The organism is Micromonospora zhanjiangensis (genome assembly GCF_042650605.1).
GTDB lineage: Bacteria > Actinomycetota > Actinomycetes > Mycobacteriales > Micromonosporaceae > Micromonospora_J > Micromonospora_J zhanjiangensis.
This window is the reverse complement of the sequence record NZ_JBHSBN010000026.1, coordinates 57,325-84,223: the sequence shown is the minus strand read 5'-3', so window position 1 is coordinate 84,223 and position 26,899 is coordinate 57,325. Positions and strand designations below refer to the sequence as shown.

The window sequence follows — 26,899 nt, the reverse complement described above, 5'->3', positions numbered from 1 at the left end:
CACTCATGGTCGTTCCACCAACTCGGCACCTTCCTGACCTACAAAGCCCGCCGAGCCGGCATACCACTGGTCCAGGTGGATCCCCGGTACACCTCCCAAACCTGCAACCGGTGCGGACACCGCGACAAACGCAACCGCCCCGACCAGGAAACCTTCACCTGCCGGTCGTGCGGGGTCGTTGCCCACGCCGACCACAACGCAGCCCTCAACATCGCCCAACGCGGCGTCGAAGGCTGGGGCGCAGTCAACCGACCACACGTGGCCTGACCCCGCAGCCAGCGGGGGAAGAGACCCACAAGCCCACCCACTTCATGGGCGGGTAGTTGACAGCCGGCGGTACATGACGTGCAGGCCGACGTAGCCGTGCGTCGGGTGACGGAACGCCTCCGGCACGGTCGCCAGGACCTCGAAGCCGAGCGACTTCCACAACGCCACCGCCCGGGTGTTCGTCTCCACCACGGCGTTGAACTGGATCGCCCGGTAGCCGTCCCGGCGGCACTGCTCGACGACGTACTCGCCGAGCGCCCGGCCGATCCCCCGGCCGGCGCGGTCCGGGTCGACCATGAAGCTGGCACTGCCGACGTGCGCGCCGGGGCCCATCTGGTTGGGGTTCATCTTGGCCGACCCGACGACGGTCCCGTCCTCGTCGACGGCGACCAGGGTCCGGGCCGGCGGCGCGAGCATCCAGATCTCCCGGGCCCGTTCCTCGGTGATGTCCGGGTCGTAGGCGTACGTCTCCCCCGCGGCGACGATGCGCCGCAGGAACGGCCAGATGGCCGGCCAGTCGTCCGGGGTCGCTTCCCTGATTCGCATGCCACCGAGGATGGCCGCCGCGCCAGCCGGCCGCGACCGGATTAGGCCGGCGCGCGGGTCAGCCGGGCAGCCGGATCCGGCCCTCGGCGGCGGCCAGCGCGATGTCGCGCCGGTGCTGCGAGCCGGCCAGTCCGATCCCGTCCACCAGGGCGTAGGCGGCGTCCCGGGCGGCGGTCAGGTCCGCCCCCGTGGCGGTGGCGCTGAGCACCCGACCGCCGGCGGAGACCAGCGCGCCGTCGGCCGCCCGGCGGGCGGTGCCGGCGTGGATGACACCCGGCCGGTCGGCGCCGGTGATCACATCTCCGGTGCGGGCCGAAGCGGGATAGCCGGCCGAGGCCACCACCACGGTCACGGCGGCACCGTCGCGCCAGCGCAACGGCGGGTGCGCGGCCAGCGTCCCGGTGGCGGCCGCCCGCAGCAGGCCGGCCAGCGGCGTGGCCAACAACGCCAGTACGGCCTGGGTCTCCGGATCACCGAACCGGGCGTTGAACTCGATCACCCTTGGGCCGTCGGCGGTGATCGCCAGACCGACGTAGAGCAGCCCCACGAACGGCGTGCCGCGCCGACGCAACTCGGCCAGGGTGGGGTGCACCACCGACGCCATGACGTCGTCCACCAGGGTCGCCGGCGCCCACGGCAGCGGCGCGTAGGCGCCCATCCCGCCGGTGTTCGGGCCGGCGTCGCCGTCGCCGATCCGCTTGAAGTCCTGCGCCGGCAGCAGCGGCAGCGCCGCCTCGCCGTCGGTGACGACGAAGAGCGAGACCTCCGGCCCGGAGAGGTACTCCTCGACGACCACCCGGCCGCACTCCGCGGCGTGCCGCGCGGCCTCGGCCCGGTCGTCGGTGACCACCACGCCCTTGCCCGCCGCCAGTCCGTCGTTCTTCACCACGTACGGCGGTCCGAACTCGGCCAGCGCCCGATCGGTGTCGGCCGCGTCGAGGCAGGCGTACGCCCGCGCGGTGGGCACGCCGGCCGCCGTCATGATCTCCTTGGCGAACGCCTTGGAGCCCTCCAGCCGGGCCGCCTCGGCGGACGGGCCGAAGACCGGGATGCCCTTGGCGCGTACCGCGTCGGCGACCCCGGCCACCAGCGGCGCCTCCGGCCCGATCACCACCAGGTCCGCGGCGGTCTCCACGGCCAGCGCCGCCACCGCCTGCGGATCGACGGGGTCGACGGCACGCAGTTCGGCGACCTCGGCGATGCCCGGATTCCCCGGCGCCGCGATCACCCGCTCGACGGCGGAATCCGAAGCCAACCCGAGCGCGAGCGCATGCTCCCGCCCGCCACCACCCACAAGAAGTACGCGCACGAACGCCGATCCTACGCGCCGTCGCGCCCGGCGAGCCGGCTGTCCAGACCGGGCGGGTCAGTGCCGCAATGCCGCGACCGGCTCGATCCGGCTCGCCCGGATCGCTGGGTAGAGCCCCGAGACGAGACCCGTCACGCCGCCCACGACCGGCGCCGCCACCACCGTCCACGGTTCGAGGGCGGGAGTCCACTCCTGACTGACGGCCACCGCGACCACGACGGCGACACCGATACCGGCGGCCATCAGGCCGCCGATGGTGCCGAGGAAGGTGCTCTCGGCCAAGAACTGTGCGGCGACGTGGCGACGCTGCGCACCGAGAGCGCGACGTAGACCGATCTCGGGCACCCTTTCCAGGACCGCCACCAACGTGGTGTTGGCGATCCCGACCGCGCCGACCAGCAGGCTGATCGCCGCCAGCACGAGGAACAACGCGGACAACTGGGTATCCACCCGGTCACGCAGTTCACGCGGGTCGGGCGGCGCGATGGCCTTGAGGCTGTCGGGAACGTCGGGTCGCAGCGCGAGCGGAGCCTGCTGGGCGACCACGGCCGCGGCGCCGAGTCGGGTGTCGATGATCATGCGTGGCGGCTGACCCGGGTCAGCGGGGCCTGCCCAGTAACGTTCCGCGGTGCCGCGAGGCACCCAGACCGCCGCGAGGAGTTCCGGGTGACGGTCCACCCGGTCGACGATGCCGATCACGGTCACCGGAATGCCGTCGACCACGACCACCGGGCGGATGTCGAGACGGGTGATGCCGAGTTGACGCGCGACGACGCCACCGAGCACCGCCACCCGTTCGCCCCGCCCGTTCAGCACCGGATCGAAGGCGCGGCCCTGGACCAGGTGCGCCCGCACCGCGTCGGCCAGGCCGGGTGACGTCGCCACCACCGGGATCGTGGCGTCCGGCTGGGTGCCGGGCAACGGCACGCCGGTGACACCACCCATCCGGCTCGCCGGGATCGTCCAGTACGTGCCGGCGTATCGCACTCCGTTGACGGCCAGGATGCGCGCTTCGGCATCGACGGGAAAGGCCGTCTGTTCGACATTCGGATCATTGACCGTCAGGTCCTCGACGGTCACCTCGGTGGCCACGATCTCGGTGAACTGTTTGCTGATCTGGCCGGTCGCGCTGGAGGTGATGCCGAGCACCGCCACGAACGCACCGATCCCGAGCACGATGCCGACCAACGTCATCGCGGTCCGGCTCGGCCGCTGCAGTATTCCCGCGATGGATTCGCCCGCCAGGTCGACGGCGCGCAGTCGACTCGCGTCCGGATCTCGCCACATCCTCACGGGACCACCTCCGACGTCAACTCGGTCAACCTCCCGTCGGTGATCGAAACCTGCCGTTGTGCCCGTTCAGCCACCCCGCGGTCATGCGTGATCATGACAACGGTCAGCCCCGACCCGTGCAGTTCGGCGATCAACCGCAGGACGCTCTCCGCGGTGGCCGTGTCCAGGTTCCCGGTGGGCTCGTCGCAGAGCAGCAGGGCCGGCCGGACGACCAACGCCCGGGCGATCGCCACCCGCTGCCGTTCGCCGCCGGAAAGCTGCGACGGGGTGGCGTTCGATCGGTGAGCGAGTCCAACTCGGGCCAACGCATCCCGCGCCTGTTCACGCCTGCGGCCGGCGGGCAGGCCGCGGTAGAGCAGCCCGATCGCGACGTTCTCCTCGGCCGTGCGGTGCGGTAGCAGGTGGAACGCCTGAAAGACCAGGCCGATCCGCCGCGCCCGGAGCGAGGTACGCCGGGTCTCCCGCATAGTACCGGTGTCGACCCCCTCGAATAAGTAGGAGCCGACGGTCGGGCGGTCGATGAGCCCGAGGACGTTCAGCAAAGTCGACTTGCCGGATCCGGAACGGCCTACCACCGTCAGGTATTCACCGTGCCGGATGACGAGATCCGTGCTGCGCAGCGCCGGCACCGGCGGCGGACCGGGATAGGTAAGGGCCACTCGTCGAAGCTCGACGAGCGGCGCGGCCGGAGAATCGCTCATCCCGACCCGACGGTCACCAGGTCGCCAGCTTGGAGGCTCCCCGACCGTACCGTGATCGCCACCAAGCCCTGCGCGCTCATGCCCGGCTCCACACTGACCTGACTCTCCTCACCATCGCCGCTACGTCTGGTCACGTAGGTCGCACCGTCCGCACCGGCATAGATCGCCGACACCGGCACCACCAGTTCACTACCGCCGCTCGACGCGGTCTCGATGGTCAGTCGCACGTTCTGCCCGCTGGCCCGGGTTTCGAGCGGGGCAACCGGCGTGACGACAACCGGTACGCCCGACGGCTGCGGCGCGGCCCCCTTGTCATCCGCTGACGGCTGGACGGCCTGTCCACCGATCGAGGTGACCTCACCTTTCGCCGCCAGGTCGCCGTCGCCGGCAATCTCGACCTTCTGCCCTGGTTTGCAGGAGACGCGTTGCGCCTCGGTGAGGACGCCCTTGACGACGAGCGGACCTGCGGAGAACGTCACCAGCGGTGTTGCCACCTCCGCGCCCACCACCGCCTTCAGCGCGTCGATCCGGGCAGGAAAGGACGGCAGGAAGGCGTACTCGCCCTGCGGAAGCATCGGTCCGGTGACCTGGGTGATCTCGTCGAGCTGCTGGCGGGCCGCTACCAGGTCTTCCCGAGCCCGGCTGAGCGCCTTGGCCGCCTCCCTCTTCTGCTGACCGCTCGCGTTTGCGTCGCGGGCCAGGGCGGTTTGGGCATCGCGTGCGTCCGTCACCGCGCGCTCACCGGCCACAACCTGCCGGCGGGCGTCGTCTACCTGTTTCTGGTCGTTGTCACTGACCGGAAGTGGCCGATATCCCTTGCTGTCGTAGAACCTGGTCAGCGCCCGTTTGGTGCCCGCACCGAAGAAGCCTGCCCGGTCACCGGTCCGGAAGCCCATCCGGTCCAGGGCCGACTGCAACTGGGCCACGTCCTTGCCGTCAGCACCCGGTTTCAGGTCCCGAAAGGCCGGAGTGGAGCCGGGTAGCACAATCAGCGGCCGGGCGCCTACCTCCAGCACCACGGTGCCAGCCGAGATCCGATCGCCCTGCCGGGCCTTCACCGCCGTGACGACGGCCTTGCCGTCACCGCGGACGCCGGGGGTGACGGAGAAGGACTGCAACGGTCCCACCTCGCCCCGCAGAATCACCGTGTCTCTGAGCACCCGTTGCTCGACCGGCGCGGTGAGGATGCTGCGCGGCGGCGGTTGCGCCTCGGCGGCGACCTGCTGCGGGGACTTGATCAGCATCGGCGAGACGGCACCGGCGACGGCGAGCAACACCGCGCCGGCGACCACCGCGAGAAGCCTGCGGCGGCGGCGTACGAGCGGCGCCGGCGTCACCTCGGACGGAACACCACCGGCGACGGGCGCCGTCAGCGTCGGATGGTCGACGGCCGGCTCGGAGGGCACCTCCGCCGTCTCCCACTCCTGCCGCCAGATCGGGGCGGTCACCCTTCCGCAATGATCTTGTTCGCTCGCTGCGCGACCGTGTCGAGCGCCTTCATGTAGGCCCTCAACTGCTCCGCGTTCCGTTCCACGAGCACCTTCTGATACGCGATGTCGGCGGCCAACCAGGTCCCGAGCAACCCTGTCGACTTCTTGCAGCCGACGTCGGCCAGTGCGCTGCGCTTCTCCTCGTCACTGACCACCGCGCGCGTCTTGTCCGCACCCCGACGGGTCGACCAGTGATCGAACGGCTCCTGCGGCGTCTTGTAGTCCCAACCCGCCGACTTCATACACGCCCGCCACGACGCCAGCAAGGGAACGACCCGACTGTCCTGGGTCGCCCTTGTGATCGCCTCCTGATCAAGATTTACCTGGAGGTGTCCGTCCACTTGGAGGGAACCTTTCGGCCCGAACACGGCCTCGAACTCCTTATTGGTACAACCGCCGGCTGGCACCGGTTTCCCCTGGTAGCTCTCGACCTGACCGAAGTACACGCTGTTGGCGTCCGCACCTACGAATCTGATCGGACCACTGTTCCCGTCGTTGACCTCTGCCGGAAGGTAGCCAAAATCCGCTGCCCGCGCCTCGTCCCAGAGGCCGTATCGAGCGGTGATGTCCCTGGGAACGGCGCCCTCCGGCTTCCATCCGGGCTCTGGCGTGAACCCAAACTCCCGCATGCATCGATCACCGACCAGCATCCGGGCACGGCTAACGACTCGGGCCCTTCCGTCCTCCTGCACGTAGGTTGCCAGAGGTGCCGACACCTTGCGAGGGTCGGCGGCTGAGACGATGGACGCGTCAAGTGGGGGCTCCCCGCCCGCCAACGGCGCCAGCGAAGGTGGCTTCTCACCTGCCGGCTGGGGCGCTTGACGGTCTCCGCTGCTGCTACAAGCAGTTGCCAGTAGCAGTCCAGTGAGAACCGAGGCCACCCGCATACTTCTGCGCACATTCTCTCCCGACGGTGTACATGATCGGACTGTTACCGAGTCCGTAGCAGCCATCGGCCGCTACGGACTCGGCAAGCATTATTACCGACAGGCGTTCCAGATGTCATTGAAGAGATTGTTCATGTTCTTCGAACCGTTGTCAGTACCAATCGGATTGAAGGTATTCTTCTTCTCTCCCTGCGAGATCGCCACCAGCGCCGTCGTCCGCGCCGACAGATAGGTGTCGGAGAGATACACGTACGGCCTTCCCTGGCCGACACAGTGAGAGTCGGCGTACTGCGCGTTGTAGCTCGATTCGCTGTTGTCCACCAGCGAGGACATCCGGGCCCATCCGCTCGTGTACTGCGTCTGAGATCCTCGGGTACTGCTCTGATTGGTCAGGTAGTACCAGCAGAAGGCGCCCGTGTAGCAGGTGTCCGCCGCTTGGGCGGCAACTGGTTGGACCACCAGTGCTGCCGTTGTAGCCAATAAGGTCGCCGTGGCGACCTGCGCTAGTCTCGCCTTCAGGCCCGTCGCGCTCATCCAAGATCCTTTCGTCGGGTCGAGGTGGCCGCGGTACTTGTCCTACCGCGGCCACCGCCAAGTTCAACCAAACGTTAGATCGATGAAGCGGAGCGTGCTGCCCCACGTGAATCAAATGGCTGAAAGTGCCAGACAAACACTAGGCAGCAAAAAGGTGGCATGTCGTCCATATCGGACAGACATACCGGGGGCATCTCGCAGGTACCGAACAGACACCAGGCCGGCCATTACCTCCCGGCTCAGAGCAGCGAATGCCGGACCACGTTCTCCTCGCGGCCGGGGCCCACGCCTACGACGCTGACCCGGGTGCGGCAGAGGTCCTCGATGCGGGCGATGTAGGCCCGGGCGTTGGCCGGGAGGTCCTCCTCGGTGCGGGCCTTGGAGATGTCCTCCCACCAGCCGTCCAACTCCTCGTAGACCGGCCGGGCGTGGTGGAAGTCGGTCTGGCTCATCGGCATGTCGTCGATCCGCTTGCCGTTGATCTCGTAGCCGACACAGATCGGCACCTTCTCCAGGCCGGTGAGCACGTCCAGCTTGGTGATGACCAGGTCGGTGATGCCGTTGAGCCGGGAGGCGTACCGGGCGACGACGGCGTCGAACCAGCCGCACCGGCGCTCCCGGCCGGTGGTGGTGCCGTACTCGGCGCCGATCTTGCGCAGGTGCTCGCCGTTGGCGTCGAAGAGCTCGGTCGGGAACGGCCCCGCGCCCACCCGGGTGGCGTACGCCTTGCTGACGCCGATCACCCGGGTGATCGCGGTCGGCGGGATGCCGGCGCCGACGCACGCCCCACCCGCGGTCGGGTTCGAGGAGGTGACGAACGGATACGTGCCGTGGTCCATGTCGAGCATGGTGGCCTGGGCGCCCTCCATCAGTACCGTCTCGCCACGGTCCAGGGCGTCCCAGAGCATGGCCCGGGTCTCGGCGATGTACGGGCGCAGCCGCTCCGCGTACTCCAGGTACTCCTCGGTCACCGCGTCGACGTCCAGCGCCTTGCGGTTGTAGACCTTGAACAGGATCTGGTTCTTCTCCCGGAGCACCAGTTCCAGCTTCTTGCGCAGGATGCCCGGGTCGAGCAGGTCCTGCAGCCGGATGCCCATCCGGGCGACCTTGTCGCCGTACGCCGGGCCGATGCCGCGGCCGGTGGTGCCGATCCGGGACGAGCCGAGGTAGCGCTCCACCACCCGGTCCAGCGCCCGGTGGTGCGGCATGATCAGGTGGGCGTCGCCGGAGATCCGCAGGCGGGAGACGTCGACGCCCCGCTCGGCCAGTCCGTCGATCTCGGAGAGCAACACCTTCGGGTCCACCACCACACCGTTGCCGATGATGATCATCGCGCTCGGGGAGAGCGCGCCCGACGGCATGAGGTGCAGGGCGTACTTCTGCCCGTCCGGGGTGATGACGGTGTGACCGGCGTTGTTGCCGCCGGAGTACCGGACGACGTAGTCGACCCGGTCGGCGAGGAGGTCGGTAACCTTGCCCTTGCCCTCGTCGCCCCACTGTGCCCCGATGAGCACGATCGCTGGCATATCCAACCCTCCAGGGGGGCTCGGGTGCGCAGGTGGCGACCGTTCGGCGAGCCCGAGGTGTCAGGCTAACAACTAGTGACGACCGGCCCGTAGCGGCCGTGGTGAGAAAGGCAGGAGGCCACCCAGGTGTACGACGTGGTGCTGCTCACCCTCGGCCCGGAACGCGAGGGCGCGGCAGGCTGCGGCGGCAGCGGCGGATGCTGTGGCGGTACGGCCGCGACCGCCGACAGTTGTGCCGAGTCGCCCCGGGTACCGGTGCTGACCTGTGCGGACGCGCTGACGGCGGGTGGTGCGCGGGTCGAGACGGTCACCGCCCGGTCGGACGCGGAGATCGACGCTGTACTGGCCCGGCTGGACGGGCCACCGCGCCCGGACGGGTTGGCCTGGCCGGACGTCGACGGCAAGACCCGACTCGTGGTGGCTACCGCCAGTGACGGTCAGTTACGCGCCGTGTTGCGTCGGCTGGTTCGCCGGTACGCCCCGCCGCCCAGCCGCCGACCGGACGACCTGGCCGGCAACCGCACCGTGCCGGATCTGCCGGCGATCGGCGTACTGCCGCTCGATCCGGCCCTCGCCGGCGCCGGCGAGCGGCCGACGCCGGGTGACCTGGCCGGTCGGCTGGGCCTGCCACGCGACCCGGCCGAGGTGGCGCGGGCCGTCCTGGACGGTCGGGTACGCCGGCTCGACCTGCTGCGCAACGACGGTGGCTCGGTCACGCTGGACGGCGCGGTGGTGGGCGGCGCGGACGAGGCCGGCCAGCCCCGGCCGTGGCGGGGCCGGGTGGAGGTGGACGACCACGTGCTGTCCGCCGGCGAGGAACCGCTGATCGGTTGCGTGGTGGCCAACGCGGCCGGCTATGCCGTGGTGGACGGGGTCCCGTTGCTGGCCTCGGTCGACCCGGCCGACGGCGTACTGGACGTGGCGGTCGCGGTGCCCGTGCTGGCCCGCTCCGGGTGGGGTCGCAAGCGGGTCCGCATCGAGGTCCGCCGGGCCCGCGGCCGGGCGGTGGCGGTGACCCCGCGGGAGGACCGGGTGGACTACCTCGACGACGGCGTACGGGGCGAACTCACCCGCAAACGGTCGTGGTGGATCGAACCCGGTGCCTGGGCCGTCTACCTGGTCTGATCGCCCGCGTTCCGGCCGACCGGCGCCCGAAACCGGCCAGGGCTGATCCAGGCGCCTATCCTCGGCGGAAGAGGGGGAGGTTCCAGTGGTGAACGACTATTCCGGCCGGGTCGATCCGCCGGGGCAGGGGGCTGGCGTGCCGCAGCGGGACGACGAGCCGTTCTGGCCACCGGAGGAGATCGTCCCCGGCACCCGGGAGGGCGGCGCGGGGGCGGACGGGCCAGCCGCGGACGTTCCCGGCACGTCCCGACCTGACGGCTCTTCAGCACCGGTACCGCCGCAGTTCGCCTGGCCGCAGAATCCGGTGCGGCCACCGGCCGCGTCGACGGAGGAGCCGGCCGGCCCGCCGACCCCAAGTGGCGCGACCGTCGGGGGCGGGACGGACCACACGGCGGATTTCGACCGGCCGTTCACGATGGACGCGACGCCCGGCTCGGAGGTGGCCCCGCTCGCCGGACCGGACGACCGGACGACCCGACCCGAGAGCCGTCCCGCCCGACCCGAGGACCGGCCGACCGGGCCGGCGGAGCGGGCGGTCCCGCCCGGGGCCGGGTCGGACGGGGCGGACGCCGCCCCCGTCGGCGGCAACGGCCCACCGGCCGGCGCGGATGCCGGACCGGCCGGAACCGTCCCGGGCCCCCGGTCCGCCACCCCGCCGAACGGCCGGCCGGCCGCACCGGGCGGGTCGGAGTCCCCCTGGGCGCAGCCCCTGCAGCGCGGCCCGGCGGAGCCGGACACCGGCGCCGGCCCGGTCGGCGGCCCGTCGGCGCGGCCCGGCCACGGCCCGGGCCGACCGGCCGGCCCGGCACCGATCGGACGGGCCCGCCCGGTGCCGCCCGCCGGCACCGGCGGGTCGGACTTCCCCGGCCAGCCACCTGCCGGCACCGCACCGGTGTTCCCACCCGCGGCACCGGCCACCGGACCGTCGGCCGGCACGGAACCGGTGTACCCGCCACCCGCTGGGGCGCCGTTCACCGCGCCCGGGATGCCGGGTCAGCAGCCGGGCCTGCCGCCGGGTGAACCGCACCAGGCCGGGCCGGTGTTCGCGCCGGGTCCGGCCGGGTACCCGCACCAGCAGCCACCCGGCGAACCGGGCTGGGCACCGCCGACCGGACCGGGGCACCCGCAACCAGCCGGACCGGGCTGGGCACCGCCGGGTGGGCACACCCCACCGACCGGACCGGGCAGCCCGCAACCGACCGGACCGGGCTGGGGCGAGCGGGCACCGACCGACGGACCTGACTGGGCGCCGCCGGGCATCGGGGGCGGGTACCCACCCCCGGGCGGCCCGGGCTACGGCCCACCGCCGGGCGTACCTGCTCAGGGGCCGGGCGGCTATCCGGCGTACGGCGGACCGGGCTACCCACCACCGCACGCACCCGGCCACCCCGACCAGGGCGGACCGGGCTACCCACCACCACACGCACCCGGCCACCCCGACCAGGGCGGACCCGGCTACCCACCACCACACGCACCCGGCCACCCCGACCAGGGCGGACCGGGCTACCCACCACCGCACACAGCCGGCCACCCCGGCCAGGGCGGGCCCGGCTACCCACCACCGCATGCAGCCGGCTACCCCGACCAGGGCGGACCGGGTTATCCGCCGCCCAACGCGGGCGACCAGCCACCGTACGGCGGGCCGGGTTACCTCCCGCCGAACGCGCCCGACCAGCCACCAGCCCCGGATGCCGGCCAGCCGGGCGGCTGGGCGCCGGGCTACCCACCCGGACCGCAGCCGGGGCCGGACGACTTCCCGGGCTGGACGCCGTCGGAAGGGCCCGATGAGCCCGTCGACCAGGGGGGTCCGTACCCGGCGGAGGAGGCCGGGTCGTACTGGGGAGCGACGCCGGCCTGGACGCCCGAGCCGCCACCGTGGCCGGACCCGGCCACCGCGGCCGTCCCGCCCTGGGTGCCGGCGCCGGACGGGCCGCAACCACCGCCGGGACCGGACGGTGGGCCCGGACCGGCCGGACAGCCGGAGGCGCCGGGCGTGGTCCGGATGCCGCCACCGGACGCGGGCTACCCCGACCAGCCCTGGAACCCGGACACGGCGGCCCCGACCGCCGACGAGTTCGCCCGCCGCCGGGCCGCCCGGCCGGCCGAGCCGATCGCCACGATGGGGCTGCGGGCGGCGGTGAACAAGACCACCCGGGGCCTGATCCGGATCGCTCCCAGCCAGTACGAGCAGGACGTCCGGAAGGAAATCGAGACGGTCCGTCGCAACTTCGGCGGACTGCGCCAGGTGACCGTGGTCAACCCGAAGGGCGGCGCAGGCAAGACGGTGGCCATCCTGCTGCTGGCGATGACCTTCGGGCAGCGCCGCGGCGGGTACGTCCTGGCCTGGGACAACAACGAGACGCAGGGCACCCTGGGGATGCGCGCCCAGCAGGACTTCCACTCCCGTACGGTGCGTGACCTGCTGCGCGACCTGCCCCAGTTCCAGGGCGCCCACGGCCGGATCGGCGACCTGTCCCAGTACGTCCGCTCGCAGGGCGAGGGGATGTTCGACGTGCTGGCGTCGGACGAGTCGGCGACCGGCGGCGAGATGCTCACCGCGTACGCCTTCGCGGAGATCCGTGAGGTGGTCAGCCGGTTCTACAAGCTGATCTTCGTCGACACCGGCAACAACGTCCGGGCGCAGAACTGGCAGGCCGCGATCGACGCGACCGACCAGTTGGTGATCACCATGTCGGCCCGTAACGACTCCGCTGAGACCGCCGCCCGGATGCTGGACCACCTGGAGCAGAGCGGCCGGCAACGGCTGGTCCGGCAGGCGGTCACCGTGGTGTCGATGCCGCCGTCCCGCAAGGAGATCGATCTACCGGCCATCCAGCAGCACTTCGCCGCGCGTACCCGGGCGGTCCTGCTTGCCCCGTACGAGCGGTTGATCGACACCGGCGAACCGATCCGGTACGGCCAGCTCAGCTCGGCCGCCCGGGACGCCTGGCTGAAGATCGCGGCGGCGGTCGCCGAGGGACTCTAGGGTCCCCCGGCGTCCCGCCGCCGGTCGCCCGGGTGCCGGTCGCCCAGGTCGACACCGGGTCGGTCAGCTGCCGGCCAGGGCGTCCGCGGCCTGCGGGTCGCAGTCGCGGAGGAACTGGGCGCAGCGGGCCGCCTCGTCGGACTCGCCGATCTCACCGGCGGCCCGGGACAACACGTACAGGCAGCGCAGGAAGCCCTGGTTCGGGCCGTGCGTCCAGGGCACCGGACCGTGCCCCTTCCAGCCGCTGCGACGCAGCTGGTCCAGTCCGCGGTGGTAGCCGGTGCGGGCGTAGGCGTACGCCGGGATCACCTGGCCCGCGCCGATGGCCCGGGCGGCCAGCGCGCCCCACGCCGCGCTCGAAGTCGGGAACCGCGCGGCGACCGAGGCGTACGCGTCGTCGGTGTCCAGCTCCGCCGCCTCGATGAGGACGGCTTCGGCGTCCTCGTCGGCGGGCAGGAGGGTGGCCGGCGGTTCGGGCAAGAGGTTCTGCATCGGCCCATTCAACCCGCACAACCCCCTGATGGCGAGGGAAGTACGGGTAGATGCTGGCTGAACGGCGGAGGTATTCGTCACGCGAGCGGCCGGTGACCGGGGGGGTTGCCGGCGCGAGGCAGGATGTCGGGCGTGCCGACTCCACCACCCGCAGACGTCCTCGAACCGCACGACACCACGCCGTTGGAGATCGAGTCCCACGCCGAACTGGACCTGCGGCTCCGGTCCGGCAGCCTGTCCGGGTTGACCGTCCAGGGGCTGCGGCTCGACGTCGACCCGGTCCCGGATCTGTCCGCCGTCGACCTCGCCGGAACCCTCTTCCTCGGCTGCCGGTTCGCCAGCCGGGAGATCGAGGCCGAGGTGGTCCGCCGGGGCGCGCACGTCGTCCCGCCGTTCACCGATCTGCCCTACCCGACCCACCCGCCCCGGCTGTACACCGCCGAGGACCTGTCCGCCGGGTTCGCCGCGGGTGGCTTCGGCACGATGTACGACACCGTCGTGTACCGCCACTTCCGCACCCACGGCGGGGCGTTGCCCGAGGTCCGGGAGGCGCTCGCCCAGCGGCTGCACGACCACGGCATCGACAACGCCCTGGCCGACGCCACCGGCGCCTGGTCGGCCGAGCACGGTCCGGGTTCGGTGATCGGAGTGATGGGCGGGCACGCGGTACCGCGCGGATCGGTGCCGTACCGGGTGGCCGCCGTGCTCGGCCGGGAACTCGCCCGGGCCGACCGGCTGGTGGTCACCGGCGGCGGCCCGGGCGTGATGGAGGCCGCGAACCTGGGCGCGTACCTGTCCGGCCGGTCGGCGGAGGACCTGACCGCGGCCGTCGATCTGCTGGCCACCGCGCCGCGGTTTGCCGACCACGACCCGTACACCGCGGTGGCGCTGCGGGTACGGGAGGAGTTCGGCCCGGTGGCGACCGGTCGGACCGGACCGCCCCGGGCCCGGTCCGGCGACGCCCCGGCCGGCGCCGACGGATCGAACTGGGCCCGCCGGGGCGGCCTGGCCATCCCGACCTGGCTGTACGGGCACGAACCGGCGAACCTGTTCGCCGGTCGGATCGCGAAGTACTTCTCCAACGCGATCCGCGAGGACACCATCCTGCGGCTGTCCCGGGGCGGGATCGTGTTCGCGCCCGGTCAGGCCGGCACGGTGCAGGAGATCTTCCAGGCGGTCACCAAGACCTTCTACAACACCGACGGCGCCAGCGGCGCATACGTCTTCCTGGGCCGTGCCTACTGGACCGAGACGTTGCCGATCGAGGCCCTGCTGCGCCCGTTGCTGGCGTTGTCGCCGGTCGGTGACCTGTCCGGGTCGATCCACCTCACCGACGACGTGACCGAGGCGGTGGCCCTGCTCACCGCCGGCTGAGCGGGGCTGACCGGGGCTGACCGGGGCTGACGGTCGCGGCCGCCGCCCGGCCGGCGACGCGGACACGGCGGCCGGCGTACCCGCCTGGCGGGTCCGCCGGCCGCCGTGGTGGCGCCGGTTCCGGGTTACTTGGCCATCGTGGTGCCGGTGGAGCGCAGGTGCTCGCACGCCTCGACCACGCGCTGGGCCAGGCCCGCCTCGGCCTGCTTGCCCCACACCCGCGGGTCGTACATCTTCTTGTTGCCGACCTCGCCGTCGACCTTCAGCACGCCGTCGTAGTTGCGGAACATGTGGTCGGCGACCGGGCGGGTGAAGGCGTACTGGGTGTCGGTGTCGATGTTCATCTTCACCACGCCGTAGTCCAGCGCCTCGCGGATCTCCTCCAGCAGCGAACCGGACCCGCCGTGGAAGACCAGGCTGAGCGGCTTCTCCTTGCCGTACTTGGCGCCGACCGCCTCCTGGATCTCGTTGAGCACCGAGGGGCGCAGCTTGACGTTGCCCGGCTTGTAGACGCCGTGCACGTTCCCGAAGGTCAGCGCCGCCATGTAACGGCCCTTCTCGCCGAGCCCCAGCGCGTCGACCATCTGCAGGCCGTCCGAGACGGTGGTGTAGAGCTTGTCGTTGATCGCGTTCTCGACGCCGTCCTCCTCGCCGCCGACCACGCCGACCTCGATCTCCAGGACGACGTGCGCCTCGGCGGCGCGGTCCAGCAGCTCCCCGGCGATCTCCAGGTTCTCCGCCACCGGCACCGCGGAGCCGTCCCACATGTGCGACTGGAACAGCGGCTCCTCGCCCCGGGCCACCCGCTGCCTGGAGAGCTCCATCAACGGCCGGACGAACTTCTCCAGCTTGTCCTTGGGGCAGTGGTCGGTGTGCAGCGCGATGTTGACGTCGTAGTTCTTCGCCACCTCGCGGGCGTACGCGGCGAAGGCGGTCGCCCCGGTGACCATGTCCTTGACCGTCGGACCGGAGAGGTACTCGGCGCCACCGGTGGACACCTGGATGATGCCGTCGCTCTCCGCCTCGGCGAAGCCGCGCAGCGCGGCGTTGAGGGTCTGCGACGACGTCACGTTGATCGCCGGGTACGCGTACCGGCCGGCCTTGGCCCGGTCGAGCATCTCGGCGTAGACCTCGGGGGAAGCGATGGGCATCTCAAACGCTCCTTAACTAACCGCTCACGGCCACGCGGGCCACTGACTTCCGTGGGGGCGCCGGACCGCGCTGTCCTCCGCGGGCAGTATCCCGCAGCGCGTCCGCGGCGCCGCACCCGACCTGTCCCGGTCCCACCGACCCGACCGTGCCGGGCCCCGCCGACCGACCGGTCAACGGTCCTCACCCCGGTCCGGGACGACCAGGCTGATCAGCCAGCTCACCACCGCCATCACGATGGCGCCCCAGAAGGCCGGCCAGAAGCCGGCCACCCGGAACGGCAGGTTGAACTGGTCGGCGATCCAGCCGACCAGCAGGAACAGCAGGGCGTTGACGACCAGCGCGAACAGGCCCAGGGTGAGCACGTAGAACACGCAGCCCAGCACCCGGATGATCGGCTTGAGCACCGCGTTGACGACGCCGAAGATCAACGCGACGGCCAGCAGGGTCAGCGCGGTGACGCCCGCGGACCGGCCGCTCACCTCGATACCGGACACCACCAGGGTGGTGATCCACAACGCGATCGCGTTGATCACCAGCCGGACGACGAAGGCCACGGTCCCATCCTGGCATCGGCACCGCCCGATCGTGGACCTTTCCGGGGGACACGCCGTTTGGGTCGGCCCGGATCGGGCAGGAGAGTCGACCGGCGGGCCGCGTGCTCAGCCCGTACGGTGATGACAGGCGCAACCGACGGACGGTGGAGGGAGACGACGGTGAGCCAGCCCGGTGAGGATTTCCAGCCCGGCGACCACCTGACCCCGGACGAGCGTGACCCGGAGGCCCCGGCGGACGACGCCCAGGAGCAGGCGACTTTGGCGGACCCGAACTCCGACGGGGACGCCGACCCGCACCGGGGCCTCGAGGTCGACGACTGGGACGCGATGGAACAGGCCCGGGTGGTCGGTCTGGAGGACGAGTACGACCGCTGAGACTCCGGCGGCCCGGTTGGCGGTTCCGCCCGCCGGGCCTCGTCGCCGGGATCAGTCCAGGTCGGTGACGTTCCTCCGGTGCGTCGCCGCCCAGCCGGCGACGGCGTCGCCGCGGATCGCGTCGAACAGGCTGCGGCTGACGGCGGGATCCAGCCGCAGGCCGCCGTTCTCGTCTCTCGTGTCGGACAGCCGCCAGCCGATTCCCACCGGCTCGGCCCGACCGAGACCGGGCAGCAGGGCCAGCAGTTCGGACATCGACAGACCGTCGACGACGAGCCCGGCGCCGGCCGCCCGGACCAGCGCCGCCAGCCGTATCGGGTCGGAGTGCAGATCGGTGCCGGTCACCTGGTGCAGCAGCCCGGCGGCGAACCGTTGGGCGTTGCGGTCCCGGTCCATCCCGCCGTCCGGCAGGTCGTACCGCTGGCGGAGCAGGTCCAGGGCGGCCCGGCCGTCCAGTCGCTGGCAGCCGGCCGGGAACCTCCGGTCGGTGTGTCGCGACCGGACGGTCTGCGGCAGGCACACCGGCACCCCGCCGACCGCGTCGGTGACGTTCCGCAGGCCGGCGAAGGTCAGCACGGCGGTGCCGTCGATCGGCACGCCGGTCACGCCGGTCACGGTCCGCGCCGCCAGCCGCGCCCCCGCCGCCAGGTCCGGTCCGCCGCCGGCCCGGCCGCCGGCCATGAGCACGGTGTTGAGCTTGCCCGCACCGGAGCCGGGGATGTCCGCCACCCACAGGTCCCGGGGCAGCGCCACGAGGAAGACCCGGTCCCGGCCGCGGGGAAGGTGCGCGACGATCACCGAATCGGCCCGGTAGCCGCTCGCGGCCGAGCCCTCGGCGCCGAGGATCAGCACGTTCAGCGGCCCGTCGGCCGGCGCCGACCCGGCCGGCGCCGGCCCCACCGGCGGCGCCGTGGTCAGTTGCCGACCGACCACCGGTACGCCCGCCGCGACCAGTACGGCCAGCGCGGCGCCGGTGGTCCGGATCGCCAGCCGACGGCGGCGACGGCGGACGACCAGCCGGTCGATGGCCGAGCGCACCGGGCCGGCCGCCGGGACGAGTTGTTCGTGTCGGGCGAAGGTGGCCCGCAGTTCGTCCTCGATCATTGAACGACCTCCATCACCTGGGCTCGCAGCGTGGTCAGTGCGCGGGAGATGAGCGACCGGACGGTCCCGACCGGGCAGTCGAGCACCCCGGCGATCTCCGCGTCGGGCAGGTCCTCGTAGAAGCGCAGCACCAGCGCCGCGCGCTGCCGGCGAGGCAGCCGGGCCAACAGGGACCAGATCTGGTCCCGCTCCGCGGCGCGCTGGGCATGGTCGCCATGTATGGCCGACGACTCGTCCAACTCGGCCCGCAGCAGCACCCGCTTCAACCAGGAACCCCGACGCCAGTCGATGTATTGGTTGGTGATCATCCGGCGGACGTACCGGTCGGGTGAGTCGGAACCGCGGATCCGTCTCCAGTTGAGCTGGGCCCGCACCATCGTCTCCTGGACCAGGTCCTCGGCCTGGTGCGGATCGCCGGTCAACATCAACGCGTAGCGCAGGAACGCGCTCAGCCGGACGCCGACGAACTCTTCGTAGGTCACCCTCACCTCCACCGCCTCATGACCGGTAGACGGATCGGGACCGCCGAAACATTGCGTCCCCCACCCAAGTCCCGTACGGCTCGTCAACCGGCCCCGGTACCCTTTGTGGCCGTGGACACAGCCGAGAAGACCAGAGCCCTCTCCGACAGCCTCGCCCTGAACCCGCTGGATCCGAAGGATCTGCTCCAGACGTTCGGGCTGGTGGGGGTCTGGGCGATCCTGTTCGCCGAGACCGGGCTCCTGGTGGGCTTCTTCTTCCCGGGCGACTCGCTGCTCTTCCTGGCCGGGGTGGCCGCGTCGCCGGTGGCGGACGCGATCTTCGGCAACGGCACCCGGCTGTCGCTGATCGGCCTGCTGATCGGCGCCCCGGTCTGCGCCATCCTCGGCGCCCAGCTCGGGCACCTGCTCGGCGCCCGGTACGGCCGCCGGATGTTCGACCGGCCGGACTCGCGCCTGTTCAAACGGGAGTACGTGGAGAAGGCCGAGTACTACTTCCAGAAGTTCGGCCCGGCCAAGGCCGTGGTGCTGGCCCGGTTCATCCCGATCGTGCGGACCTTCCTCAACCCGGTGGCCGGCGTGCTCGGCATGCCCGCCCGGCAGTTCCTGCTCTGGAACATCGTCGGGGCCATCCTCTGGACCGACGGCATCATCCTGGTCGGTTACCTGCTCGCCGACCGGATCTACAAGGCGATCGGCGACAAGATCGACCGGTACATCCTGCCGGTGGTGGCGCTGATCGTCGTGATCTCGGTGCTGCCGATCTTCTTCGAGTTCCTCCGCGACCGGCGGGCCCGTCGGCGGGCGGAGGCGCTGGCGGTGGTGGCGGCGTCGGGCGCGGCCGGCGCGGTGGAGGCCGCCAAGGAAGCCATGGACGGCGACGACGACGGGACCGGACCGCGGCACCGGCGGCCGGACGCCCGCTGATCCCCGGAAGCCGGACGCGCCGAAGGGCCGGATCCCGGGCGGGATCCGGCCCTTCGAGGCAGGGTCGTACCGGCGCCGTCCGGGACGGGCGGCACAGGGGCGGCGCGAGGACGCCAAGCACTCACCGACCGGGTCGGTCGGTCGGTGCCCACGGTCCCGGTCCGTACGTCCGACGAGTCGGCCGTACGGACCGGGAACGCGTCGGTCAGCGAGCCTTCTTGGTGGCGCGCTTACGAGGCGGGGTCAGCAGATCCGCGATCGTCGCGATCGCGGTCGGCACCAGCCGGTAGTAGGCCCACACACCGCGCTTCTCCCGCTCCAGCAAGCCGGCCTCGGTGAGGATGCGCAGATGGTGGCTGACAGTCGGCTGAGACAGTCCGAGCGGCGCGGTGAGGTCGCAGACGCACGCCTCGCCCTCCGGAGCCGACTGGATGAGGCTGAGCAGCCGCAGTCGAGCCGGATCGGCGAGGGCCTTGAGGACCCCCGCGAGCCGTTCGGCGTCGGCGCGTTCGATTGGCTCGCCGGCAAGCGGCGAGATCTGAGGCATTGTCATTTCGGCCAAGGCAGTTCCCACGTAATCCATCCTTCCACCAGCAGCATCGACCCGGCTGCATATCAGCAGATACGAATCGGCAAATTTTTACGCCACAAGGCCGAGGTCAGCCAACGTATAGGCCGCCCGGTACGGCAAACCGGCGGCCCGAACCGCCTCGCCGGCACCTCGATCAACAATAACTGCGACACCGACCACATCCGCCCCGGCCTCCCGTAAGGCATGGACGGCGGTCAGCACGCTGCCACCCGTCGTCGAGGTGTCCTCCACGGCCAGCACCCGACGGCCGGCCACGTCCGGCCCTTCGACGCGACGTTGGAGGCCATGTGACTTCTCGGCCTTCCGCACCACGAATGCGTCCAGCCGACGCGGGAGCGCGGACGCCGCGTGCAGCATCGCGGCGGCGACCGGATCCGCGCCCAGGGTCAACCCACCGACCGCGTCGTACTCCCAGTCCGCGGTCAGGTCGAGCAGCACCCGCCCCACCAATGGTGCCGCCGCGTGATGAAGCGTCACCCGGCGTAGATCGACGTACCAGTCCGCCTCCCGACCCGAGGACAGCACTACGCGACCGTGTACGACAGCTAGGTCAGTGATGAATTTACGCAGGTCGTCGTGGTCCCCCATGGTCGCCAAGAGTACTGCTTCAGCCTGTGAGTTAGTTGAACGACCCTGCCCTATGTGACGCCGAACGTTCTCCAGGCAACCAGAGCCGTCAATTGTCGATCACTCTACGTACCCGCCGGGGTGGATCGACGGTGCGTTCGGTGACGCCGGCCCGGCGGCCCGATGTCCCACGAGCCGGGACGGAGGCGGCGCCGTGCGGTCAGGTCCGGTTGCCCCGGTCCCGGCCGCGGGAGTCGGGCGACACCGCCTGGATCAGCCGGCGCGGGGCGTGCCGCAGGGCGAAGACCGCGGCCTTGTAGCGCCAGTCCGGAACGCTCACCGACCGGTTCCGCCGCAGGTCACGCAGGGCGTCCCGGACGACGTCGTCGGCCCGCAACCACATCCAGCCCGGCGTCTTCGACATGTTGATGCCGGCCCGGTCGTGGAACTCGGTCCGGGTGTAGCCCGGGCACAGCGCCATCACCCGCACGCCGGCGGGGCGCACGGAGGCGCCCACCGATTCGCTGAAGTTGGTCACCCACGCCTTGCTCGCGGAGTACGTCGACCCAGGCTGCACCGCCGCGAAGCCCGCGACCGAAGAGACATTTATCACTGCCCCGTGCCGTCGGCGCGTCATGCCCGGCAGGGCCGCGAGAGTCAGTCGCATGACCGCGTGGACGTTGAGCCGGAGCAACCGTTCCTCGTCGGCGACGGTGGACCGGACGAAGCTCCGGTTGAGACTGGTCCCGGCGTTGTTGACCAGCAGGTCGACCGGATCGTCGTCGGCGCGGAGCCGGTCCTCCACCGACGCGCACCCGTCGTCGGTGGCCAGATCGGCCGGCAGCACGTCGACCGGGACGCCGTACCGGTCGGTCAACTCGGCCGCGAGGTCCGCCAGCCGGCGCTCGTCCCGGGCCACCAGCACCAGGTGGCTGCCGTCGGCCGCGAGCCGGCGGGCGAAGGCCGCGCCGATGCCCGCGGTCGCCCCGGTGACCAGCGCGCGGCCGGCCACCCGCGCCGGCTGCGGCGTGGCGGCTCCGGCACCGTCCGGCGGTTGCCCGATCGTTCCGCCCACAGCTGCCTCCTCACCTGGACCCGCGAAGGGTCCCCAACCTAACCGACCGTCCACCGGTCGAGGATGATCATGAAGGTTGGCGGCGTCGGATCGGGTCCGCACGCCGCCAACCTCATGATCGAACGGGTGGAGAGTGAACCTTTTTCAACCTGAACCGCGCGGTGCGCAAGCCGCGTCTTCGACCTCGGCCGACGCCGGAGCGCAAGGGGAGGTTGAAAAAGGTTCAGTGGTCCGGCTACGCCTGCGGACCGGACTGCGGGCCCGGCGGGTTCGCGCCGGGATCCTGCGGGTGCCCCGGGGCCTGCGGGTGACCGGGAGCCTGCGGGTAGCCCGGCGTCTGCGGGTAGCCCGGGTCGGTCGACTGCGGGTGGCCCGGGTAGCTGGCGCCCGGCACCGGCGGCTCCCAGCCCGCGTTCGGCGCCGGCTTGCGGAAGAACGCGTTGGACGCCGGCAGGGCCAGCAGGATCAACGCCACCAGCAACGCGATCAGGATCAGCACCGCCAGCAGCGTGCTGACCGTCCCGTACCAGGAGGGCAGCACGTCGTCGAGCCGGCGCTGGATCTCGTCGGCGCTCGGCACGTTGTTGCCGCTGCCGGTGTTCATCGACCGGGCCAGGCCACGGCTGCCGAAGCTGGCGCCGAAGCAGCAGACCGCGAGGCCGCCGACCACCCAGGTGATGATCCGGGAGACGTTCTTACCCCGGTTGTTCAGCGTCGCCAGCACCACCAGGCCGGCGGCGACCAGCAACTGCACGACGGCCCCGCCGATGCCGGCCGCCGTGGCGAAACCCTCGGCGCCCTCGCCCGAGGTGCCGGCGTAGGCGTCCTTGAGGACCTGCTGGGTCTTCCCGATGAAGGACAGCTCCAGGATCACACTGATCACCTGGAGCGCGGCGACCGCGTAGAGGAGATAACTCGAAATCGTGACACTGCTCGGACGTGCCCCGGTCGCGGATGCGGCCGGCCTGCTGGGATCCGTCACGGGCCCTCCCTCACTAGACCATGAAAATGGCAAGGTACCGATACCCTGCCAGTCGACCCGGACAAACCGCATTCGACGCGCCTGAGCGGGTAGTGCCCGGTGCCCCGGGACGCGTCAGTAGCCACGCCACTCCGACCGGGCATACTCCAGCACCCGGGGTTGCAGCAGGGTGGACGCGGGCACGTCGAGCCGCCGCCGGTCGGCCGGGAAGTTGACCAGCATGCCGTCAGCTCGCCGGGGTCGGCTCGGTGTGCGGGTAGATGCGCACCTCGGCGCGGGACAACCGCTCGCCCCGGCCCAGCTCCCACCGGTCGCTGTCCCCGTACGCCTCGAAGGAGAGCCGGACGCCGTCCTCGCCGACGGCCCGGTAGTCGTGGTAGCGCATGGTGCCGGTGGGGTTCAGGCCGGTGGTGCCGACCGCGGTGAACCGGGCCCGGCCGGACTCGTCACTGGTATACCGCCGGCCGTCGAAGTCCAGGCTCGCCGGTCCCGGGGTCAGCGTCGCGCCGGGCACCTCGGCCCAGACCACCAGTTCGAGTTCCGGGTCCTCCTCGACGGAGAGCCACCGCTTGCCGCCCTCGGGGTCGTCGAGCAGGTGCTCGGCCCGGGTCCAGTCACCCTCGCTGAACCGGACGCTGCCGCGTACCGGGTACGAGACGGTGCGGATCTCCACGATGTCGCCGGGGGTGATGCGGCGCGGGTCGCCGCGCAGCGCGTCCGCGTCGTCGTCCGCCGTCCGGAACGGATCGCCGTTCCCGGCTCCGGCCCTGGCCCGGGTGGTCCGTTCGACGTCCCGCTTCGCCTTGCGGATCGCCAACACCGCCACCACGATCCCGGCCACCGCGATCAGGCATCCGGCCACCGTCACCAGGTACGCCATCGTGCCGTCCATCGCCACCGCCTCTCCCAACATCACGTCGGTCGGGAACGGTAGCAAGCCGAGGCACCTGCGGAAACGTCTCCACAACTGAGTGGCGGGTCAACCACCGTAGGTGGTCAGGCCGGGTCCGGCGCCAGTTGTCCGCCGGCGTACTCGCCGAGTTCGGCCCGGCCCATCACGCACCCCTGGAAGGTGGTGAACTCGCCGCGCTCGCCGCGCAGCTGGGACCAGGCGGCCCGGCCGGCCTCCGGGTCGACCCGGCTGAGCAGGGTGGCGGCGTACGCCCGGCCGGCCGGGGTGCCCTTGTCGAGAAGCCAGGTCAGCCGGTCCCGGACCTCGTCGGTCCGGTCCGGCCACAACCGTTCGACGGTCTGGTACGCCTCGGTGACCGGCAACGTCGTGCCGGCGATGCCGACCCCACCGAAGGCCAGCGTGTCGGCCTTGGCCAGTTCGCGTACGGCCACTTCCAGTTCGTCGTTCCGCCGGTTCTTCGCCATGCCGCGGATAGTTCCCCCTCGCCGTCCCGGTTATCCCTGCTCGGCTGTCGGCCGGCGGCGCGAACGGTACCGACCCCTCGCACGTCACCCCGGTGGTCACAACGGCGATCCCGGGCCGTTACCGCGTCGCGCCGACCCGCAGCGACTCCTTGTCGTCGGCCAGGTCGACCCGGACGGTGTCGCCGTCCCGGACCTCGCCGGCCAGCAACGCCTTGGCCAGCTGGTCGCCGATCGCCGACTGCACCAGCCGGCGCAGCGGCCGGGCACCGTAGATCGGGTCGTAGCCGTGCTCGGCCAGCCAACCGCGGGCCGGCTCGGTCACCTCCAGGGTGAGCCGCCGGTCGGACAGCCGCCGGCTCAGCCGGGCGAGCTGGATGTCCACGATGGAGCGGAGCTGATCACCGGCGAGCGACGCGAAGACCACGATGTCGTCCAGCCGGTTGAGGAACTCCGGCTTGAAGCTGGACCGGACCACCGCGAGCACCGCCTCCTTGCGCTGCTCCTCGCCGAGGGTCAGGTCGGTGATCACGGACGAGCCCAGGTTGGAGGTGAGGATCAGGATCGCGTTGCGGAAGTCGACGGTACGACCCTGCCCGTCGGTGAGCCGACCGTCGTCGAGCACCTGGAGCAACACGTCGAACACGTCGGGGTGCGCCTTCTCCACCTCGTCCAGCAGCACCACCGAGTACGGCCGCCGGCGCACCGCCTCGGTGAGCTGACCGCCCTCCTCGTACCCGACGTAGCCGGGCGGGGCGCCGACCAGCCGGGCCACGGAGTGCTTCTCGCCGTACTCACTCATGTCGATCCGGACCATGGCCCGCTCGTCGTCGAAGAGGAACTCGGCGAGCGCCTTGGCCAGTTCGGTCTTGCCGACGCCGGTGGGGCCGAGGAACAGGAAGCCGCCGGTCGGCCGGTCCGGGTCGGCCACCCCGGCCCGGGCCCGCCGGACCGCGTCGGAGACGGCGGCCACCGCCTCCGCCTGGCCGACCACCCGTTCGCCGAGCGAGGACTCCATCCGCAGCAGCTTGGCGGTCTCGCCCTCCAGCAGCCGGCCGGCCGGGATGCCGGTCCAGGAGGCGACCACGGCGGCGATGTCGTCGGCGCCGACCTCCTCCTTGAGCATCGCGCCGTCGGCCTGCAGACCGGCCAACTCGGTCTCGGCCCGGGCGAGTTCGGCCTTCAGGGTGGGGATCCGGCCGTACCGCAGCTCGGCCGCGCGTTCCAGCTCGCCGTCCCGCTCGGCCCGCTCGGCCTCGCCGTTCAGTCGTTCCAGCTCCTCCTTGGCGGTGGAGAGCTTGGTGATGTGGTCCTTCTCCAGCTTCCACCGCTCGCTGAGGGCGGTGAGCTGCTCACGCTTGTCGGCCAGTTCCTTGCGCAGCCGGGCCAGCCGCTCGGCCGAGGCCGCGTCCGGCTCCTTGGCCAGCGCCATCTCCTCGATCTCCAGCCGGCGGACGGCCCGCTCGATCTCGTCGACCTCGACCGGCCGGGAGTCGATCTCCATCCGGAGCCGGGAGGCCGACTCGTCGACCAGGTCGATCGCCTTGTCCGGCAGGAACCGGTCGGTGATGTAGCGGTCGGAGAGGCTGGCGGCGGCGACCAGGGCGGCGTCGGTGATCCGTACGCCGTGGTGCACCTCGTACCGCTCCTTGAGCCCGCGCAGGATGCCGATGGTGTCCTCGATGGTCGGCTCGCCGACCAGCACCGGCTGGAACCGGCGCTCCAGGGCCGGGTCCTTCTCGATGTGCTCGCGGTACTCGTCCAGGGTGGTCGCGCCGACCATCCGCAACTCGCCCCGGGCGAGCATGGGCTTGAGCATGTTGCCGGCGTCCATCGAGCCCTCGCCCTTGCCGGCACCGACCACGGTGTGCAGTTCGTCGAGAAAGGTGATCACCTGGCCGTTGGAGTTCTTGATCTCCTCCAGCACCGACTTGAGCCGTTCCTCGAACTGGCCGCGGTACTGCGCGCCGGCCACCATCGCGCCCAGGTCCAGCGAGACCAACCGCTTGTCGCGCAGCGACTCCGGCACGTCGCCGGCCACGATGCGTTGGGCCAGCCCCTCGACGATGGCGGTCTTGCCCACGCCGGGCTCGCCGATCAGCACCGGGTTGTTCTTGGTACGCCGGGACAGCACCTGGATCACCCGGCGGATCTCCGAGTCCCGCCCGATCACCGGGTCGATCTTGCCGTCCCGGGCGCTGGTGGTCAGGTCGACGCCGTACTTCTCCAGCGCCTGGTAGGTCTGCTCGGGGTCGGGGGTGGTGACCCGCCGGTCGCCGCCGCGGACCGTCGGGAAGGCGGCGACCAGGGCGTCCTCGGTGGCCCCGGCGTCGGTGAGAGCCTTGGCCACCGGCCCGCCGACCCGGGCCAGCCCGGCCAGCAGGTGCTCGGTGGAGGTGTACTCGTCGCCGAGCGGGCGGGCGATCTGCTCGGCCGCGCCGATGGCGTTGACGAACTCCCGGGACAGGCTCGGCTCGGCCACGCTGGAGCCGCGGGCCGCCGGCAGGTTCTCCACCGCGCGGGCGGCCGCCCGCCGGATCTCGGCGGGACTGGCCCCGGCGGCGCGCAGCAGGGCCCCGGCGGTCGAGCCGCCGGTGTCCAGGAGGGACAGCAGCAGGTGCCACGGCTCGACGATCGCGTGGCCGCGCTGGTTGGCGATGGCGACGGCGCCGGTGATGACTTCCCGGCTCTTGGTGGTGAGACGTTCGGTGTTCATTTGCTCCGTTACCTCTCAGTGCGCTGTGGTGAGCGCACGGTTGGTAGTCCCGCCTTGCGTGGGACGGTCCCGGTCTTGTCGGCGGTTGCCGTGCCGGGTTCACGCTTCACAGCCACCAGCCCGCGTAGGCGGGTCTTCTGGTCGGCTCCACGTGCTGCCACCGGACCACTCCCGGCGGTTGACGCTGCCGCCGCGAGAGCGGCCAGGTTACGTGCGGCGTTGAGGTCCCGGTCCAGGACCGGGCCGCACACCTTGCACTGGTATTCCCGCTCGTGCAGAGCGAGTTTGGTTTTCACCGCGCCACAACCCGAGCAGGTCTTCGAGGACGGATACCAGCGGTCGGCCACCAGCAGCCGGCCACCGTTCCACCCGGTCTTGTACCCCACCTGGCGGCGGATCTCGGCGAACCCGGCGTCGGCGATGTGCCGGGCCCCAGTTGTAACGCCAACCGGGCCGCCCCGGCATGCGTGAA

The 26,899-nt window shown here is 71.6% G+C and carries 27 protein-coding genes; 6 read left to right on the top strand and 21 right to left on the bottom strand.

Translation table 11 applies throughout. The annotated features are described in order from the left end of the window. Positions 1 to 267: RNA-guided endonuclease InsQ/TnpB family protein (locus ACFOX0_RS27370; protein WP_377551258.1), on the top strand; the 267-nt coding region annotated here is incomplete at its 5' end. Between the two features lie 42 nt (positions 268 to 309). On the opposite strand, the gene ACFOX0_RS27365 is transcribed toward ACFOX0_RS27370, so the two are convergent. The 8 genes from ACFOX0_RS27365 to ACFOX0_RS27330 all read right to left on the bottom strand — a co-directional run bounded on the left by ACFOX0_RS27365 (position 310) and on the right by ACFOX0_RS27330 (position 8,553). Then, entirely contained in the window at positions 310 to 813 is a 504-nt protein-coding gene (locus ACFOX0_RS27365) for a GNAT family N-acetyltransferase (protein ID WP_377551256.1), read from the bottom strand. Between the two features lie 58 nt (positions 814 to 871). Then, positions 872 to 2,122: a phosphoribosylamine--glycine ligase gene (gene purD, locus ACFOX0_RS27360; RefSeq protein ID WP_377551254.1), complete on the bottom strand. Its 1,251-nt coding sequence runs from the start codon at positions 2,120 to 2,122 to the stop codon at positions 872 to 874. Positions 2,123 to 2,179: 57 nt separating this feature from the next. Then, positions 2,180 to 3,409 (bottom strand): ABC transporter permease, encoded by a 1,230-nt coding sequence (locus ACFOX0_RS27355; RefSeq protein WP_377551281.1) that lies wholly within the window; start codon positions 3,407 to 3,409, stop codon positions 2,180 to 2,182. A gap of 2 nt (positions 3,410 to 3,411) precedes the next feature. Continuing rightward, positions 3,412 to 4,116, bottom strand: coding sequence for an ABC transporter ATP-binding protein (locus ACFOX0_RS27350; protein WP_377551251.1), 705 nt, complete (start codon positions 4,114 to 4,116; stop codon positions 3,412 to 3,414). Beyond that, positions 4,113 to 5,408, bottom strand: coding sequence for a hypothetical protein (locus ACFOX0_RS27345; RefSeq protein WP_377551248.1), 1,296 nt, complete (start codon positions 5,406 to 5,408; stop codon positions 4,113 to 4,115). The genes ACFOX0_RS27350 and ACFOX0_RS27345 overlap by 4 nt, the downstream gene beginning before the upstream one ends. A 152-nt stretch (positions 5,409 to 5,560) precedes the next feature. Continuing rightward, a complete protein-coding gene (locus ACFOX0_RS27340) occupies positions 5,561 to 6,256 on the bottom strand; it encodes a hypothetical protein (RefSeq protein ID WP_377551246.1) in 696 nt (231 codons plus the stop codon). A gap of 330 nt (positions 6,257 to 6,586) precedes the next feature. Then, positions 6,587 to 7,027 carry a hypothetical protein gene (locus ACFOX0_RS27335; RefSeq protein ID WP_377551243.1) on the bottom strand — a complete coding sequence of 147 codons (441 nt, stop codon included), beginning with the start codon at positions 7,025 to 7,027 and terminating at the stop codon, positions 6,587 to 6,589. A gap of 239 nt (positions 7,028 to 7,266) precedes the next feature. Continuing rightward, positions 7,267 to 8,553, bottom strand: coding sequence for an adenylosuccinate synthase (locus ACFOX0_RS27330; RefSeq protein WP_377551241.1), 1,287 nt, complete (start codon positions 8,551 to 8,553; stop codon positions 7,267 to 7,269). Between the two features lie 126 nt (positions 8,554 to 8,679). On the opposite strand from ACFOX0_RS27330, the gene ACFOX0_RS27325 reads away from it, so the two are divergent. Next, positions 8,680 to 9,678, top strand: coding sequence for a hypothetical protein (locus ACFOX0_RS27325; RefSeq protein ID WP_377551238.1), 999 nt, complete (start codon positions 8,680 to 8,682; stop codon positions 9,676 to 9,678). A 1,039-nt stretch (positions 9,679 to 10,717) separates the two neighbouring features. Next, a complete protein-coding gene (locus tag ACFOX0_RS27320) occupies positions 10,718 to 12,664 on the top strand; it encodes a chromosome partitioning protein (RefSeq protein WP_449288871.1) in 1,947 nt (648 codons plus the stop codon). Between the two features lie 63 nt (positions 12,665 to 12,727). On the opposite strand, the gene ACFOX0_RS27315 is transcribed toward ACFOX0_RS27320, so the two are convergent. After that, positions 12,728 to 13,156, bottom strand: a complete 429-nt coding sequence (locus ACFOX0_RS27315; protein WP_377551235.1) for a DUF3151 domain-containing protein — start codon at positions 13,154 to 13,156, stop codon at positions 12,728 to 12,730. Between the two features lie 123 nt (positions 13,157 to 13,279). Between ACFOX0_RS27315 and ACFOX0_RS27310 the strand changes: the two genes are divergently transcribed. Further along, complete coding sequence (locus tag ACFOX0_RS27310) at positions 13,280 to 14,530, top strand: LOG family protein (RefSeq protein WP_377551233.1); 1,251 nt, start codon at positions 13,280 to 13,282, stop codon at positions 14,528 to 14,530. 125 nt (positions 14,531 to 14,655) lie between these two features. On the opposite strand, the gene fbaA is transcribed toward ACFOX0_RS27310, so the two are convergent. Both fbaA and ACFOX0_RS27300 read right to left on the bottom strand, forming a co-directional pair. After that, positions 14,656 to 15,681 carry a class II fructose-bisphosphate aldolase gene (fbaA, locus tag ACFOX0_RS27305; protein WP_377551231.1) on the bottom strand — a complete coding sequence of 342 codons (1,026 nt, stop codon included), beginning with the start codon at positions 15,679 to 15,681 and terminating at the stop codon, positions 14,656 to 14,658. 171 nt (positions 15,682 to 15,852) lie between these two features. Beyond that, complete coding sequence (locus tag ACFOX0_RS27300; protein WP_377551228.1) at positions 15,853 to 16,236, bottom strand: phage holin family protein; 384 nt, start codon at positions 16,234 to 16,236, stop codon at positions 15,853 to 15,855. Positions 16,237 to 16,395: 159 nt separating this feature from the next. Between ACFOX0_RS27300 and ACFOX0_RS27295 the strand changes: the two genes are divergently transcribed. Then, positions 16,396 to 16,611, top strand: a complete 216-nt coding sequence (locus ACFOX0_RS27295; protein WP_377551226.1) for a hypothetical protein — start codon at positions 16,396 to 16,398, stop codon at positions 16,609 to 16,611. A 51-nt stretch (positions 16,612 to 16,662) separates the two neighbouring features. Here the strand turns inward: ACFOX0_RS27295 and ACFOX0_RS27290 are convergent, their stop codons facing one another. Next, positions 16,663 to 17,715, bottom strand: a complete 1,053-nt coding sequence (locus tag ACFOX0_RS27290) for an LCP family protein (RefSeq protein ID WP_377551223.1) — start codon at positions 17,713 to 17,715, stop codon at positions 16,663 to 16,665. Further along, positions 17,712 to 18,197, bottom strand: a complete 486-nt coding sequence (locus tag ACFOX0_RS27285) for a SigE family RNA polymerase sigma factor (protein WP_377551220.1) — start codon at positions 18,195 to 18,197, stop codon at positions 17,712 to 17,714. The genes ACFOX0_RS27290 and ACFOX0_RS27285 overlap by 4 nt, the downstream gene beginning before the upstream one ends. 105 nt (positions 18,198 to 18,302) lie before the next feature. Here ACFOX0_RS27285 and ACFOX0_RS27280 point away from each other — a divergent pair, with 105 nt between their 5' ends. Continuing rightward, positions 18,303 to 19,121, top strand: a complete 819-nt coding sequence (locus tag ACFOX0_RS27280) for a DedA family protein (protein ID WP_377551217.1) — start codon at positions 18,303 to 18,305, stop codon at positions 19,119 to 19,121. Positions 19,122 to 19,326: 205 nt separating this feature from the next. Here the strand turns inward: ACFOX0_RS27280 and ACFOX0_RS27275 are convergent, their stop codons facing one another. The 8 genes from ACFOX0_RS27275 to ACFOX0_RS27240 all read right to left on the bottom strand — a co-directional run bounded on the left by ACFOX0_RS27275 (position 19,327) and on the right by ACFOX0_RS27240 (position 26,825). Continuing rightward, positions 19,327 to 19,704 (bottom strand): ArsR/SmtB family transcription factor, encoded by a 378-nt coding sequence (locus tag ACFOX0_RS27275; protein ID WP_212824755.1) that lies wholly within the window; start codon positions 19,702 to 19,704, stop codon positions 19,327 to 19,329. Between the two features lie 57 nt (positions 19,705 to 19,761). Continuing rightward, positions 19,762 to 20,301 (bottom strand): orotate phosphoribosyltransferase, encoded by a 540-nt coding sequence (gene pyrE, locus ACFOX0_RS27270; protein ID WP_377551214.1) that lies wholly within the window; start codon positions 20,299 to 20,301, stop codon positions 19,762 to 19,764. Between the two features lie 199 nt (positions 20,302 to 20,500). Next, positions 20,501 to 21,292 carry an SDR family NAD(P)-dependent oxidoreductase gene (locus tag ACFOX0_RS27265; RefSeq protein ID WP_377551275.1) on the bottom strand — a complete coding sequence of 264 codons (792 nt, stop codon included), beginning with the start codon at positions 21,290 to 21,292 and terminating at the stop codon, positions 20,501 to 20,503. Between the two features lie 298 nt (positions 21,293 to 21,590). Then, positions 21,591 to 22,337 carry a hypothetical protein gene (locus ACFOX0_RS27260; protein ID WP_377551212.1) on the bottom strand — a complete coding sequence of 249 codons (747 nt, stop codon included), beginning with the start codon at positions 22,335 to 22,337 and terminating at the stop codon, positions 21,591 to 21,593. Positions 22,338 to 22,563: 226 nt separating this feature from the next. After that, positions 22,564 to 23,229: a DUF4178 domain-containing protein gene (locus tag ACFOX0_RS27255; protein WP_377551273.1), complete on the bottom strand. Its 666-nt coding sequence runs from the start codon at positions 23,227 to 23,229 to the stop codon at positions 22,564 to 22,566. A 104-nt stretch (positions 23,230 to 23,333) separates the two neighbouring features. Next, positions 23,334 to 23,714 carry a hypothetical protein gene (locus tag ACFOX0_RS27250; protein ID WP_377551210.1) on the bottom strand — a complete coding sequence of 127 codons (381 nt, stop codon included), beginning with the start codon at positions 23,712 to 23,714 and terminating at the stop codon, positions 23,334 to 23,336. A gap of 118 nt (positions 23,715 to 23,832) precedes the next feature. Beyond that, positions 23,833 to 26,427 carry an ATP-dependent chaperone ClpB gene (clpB, locus tag ACFOX0_RS27245; protein WP_377551208.1) on the bottom strand — a complete coding sequence of 865 codons (2,595 nt, stop codon included), beginning with the start codon at positions 26,425 to 26,427 and terminating at the stop codon, positions 23,833 to 23,835. Positions 26,428 to 26,435: 8 nt separating this feature from the next. Beyond that, a complete protein-coding gene (locus ACFOX0_RS27240; protein ID WP_377551271.1) occupies positions 26,436 to 26,825 on the bottom strand; it encodes a zinc ribbon domain-containing protein in 390 nt (129 codons plus the stop codon). Positions 26,826 to 26,899 lie beyond the last annotated feature (74 nt).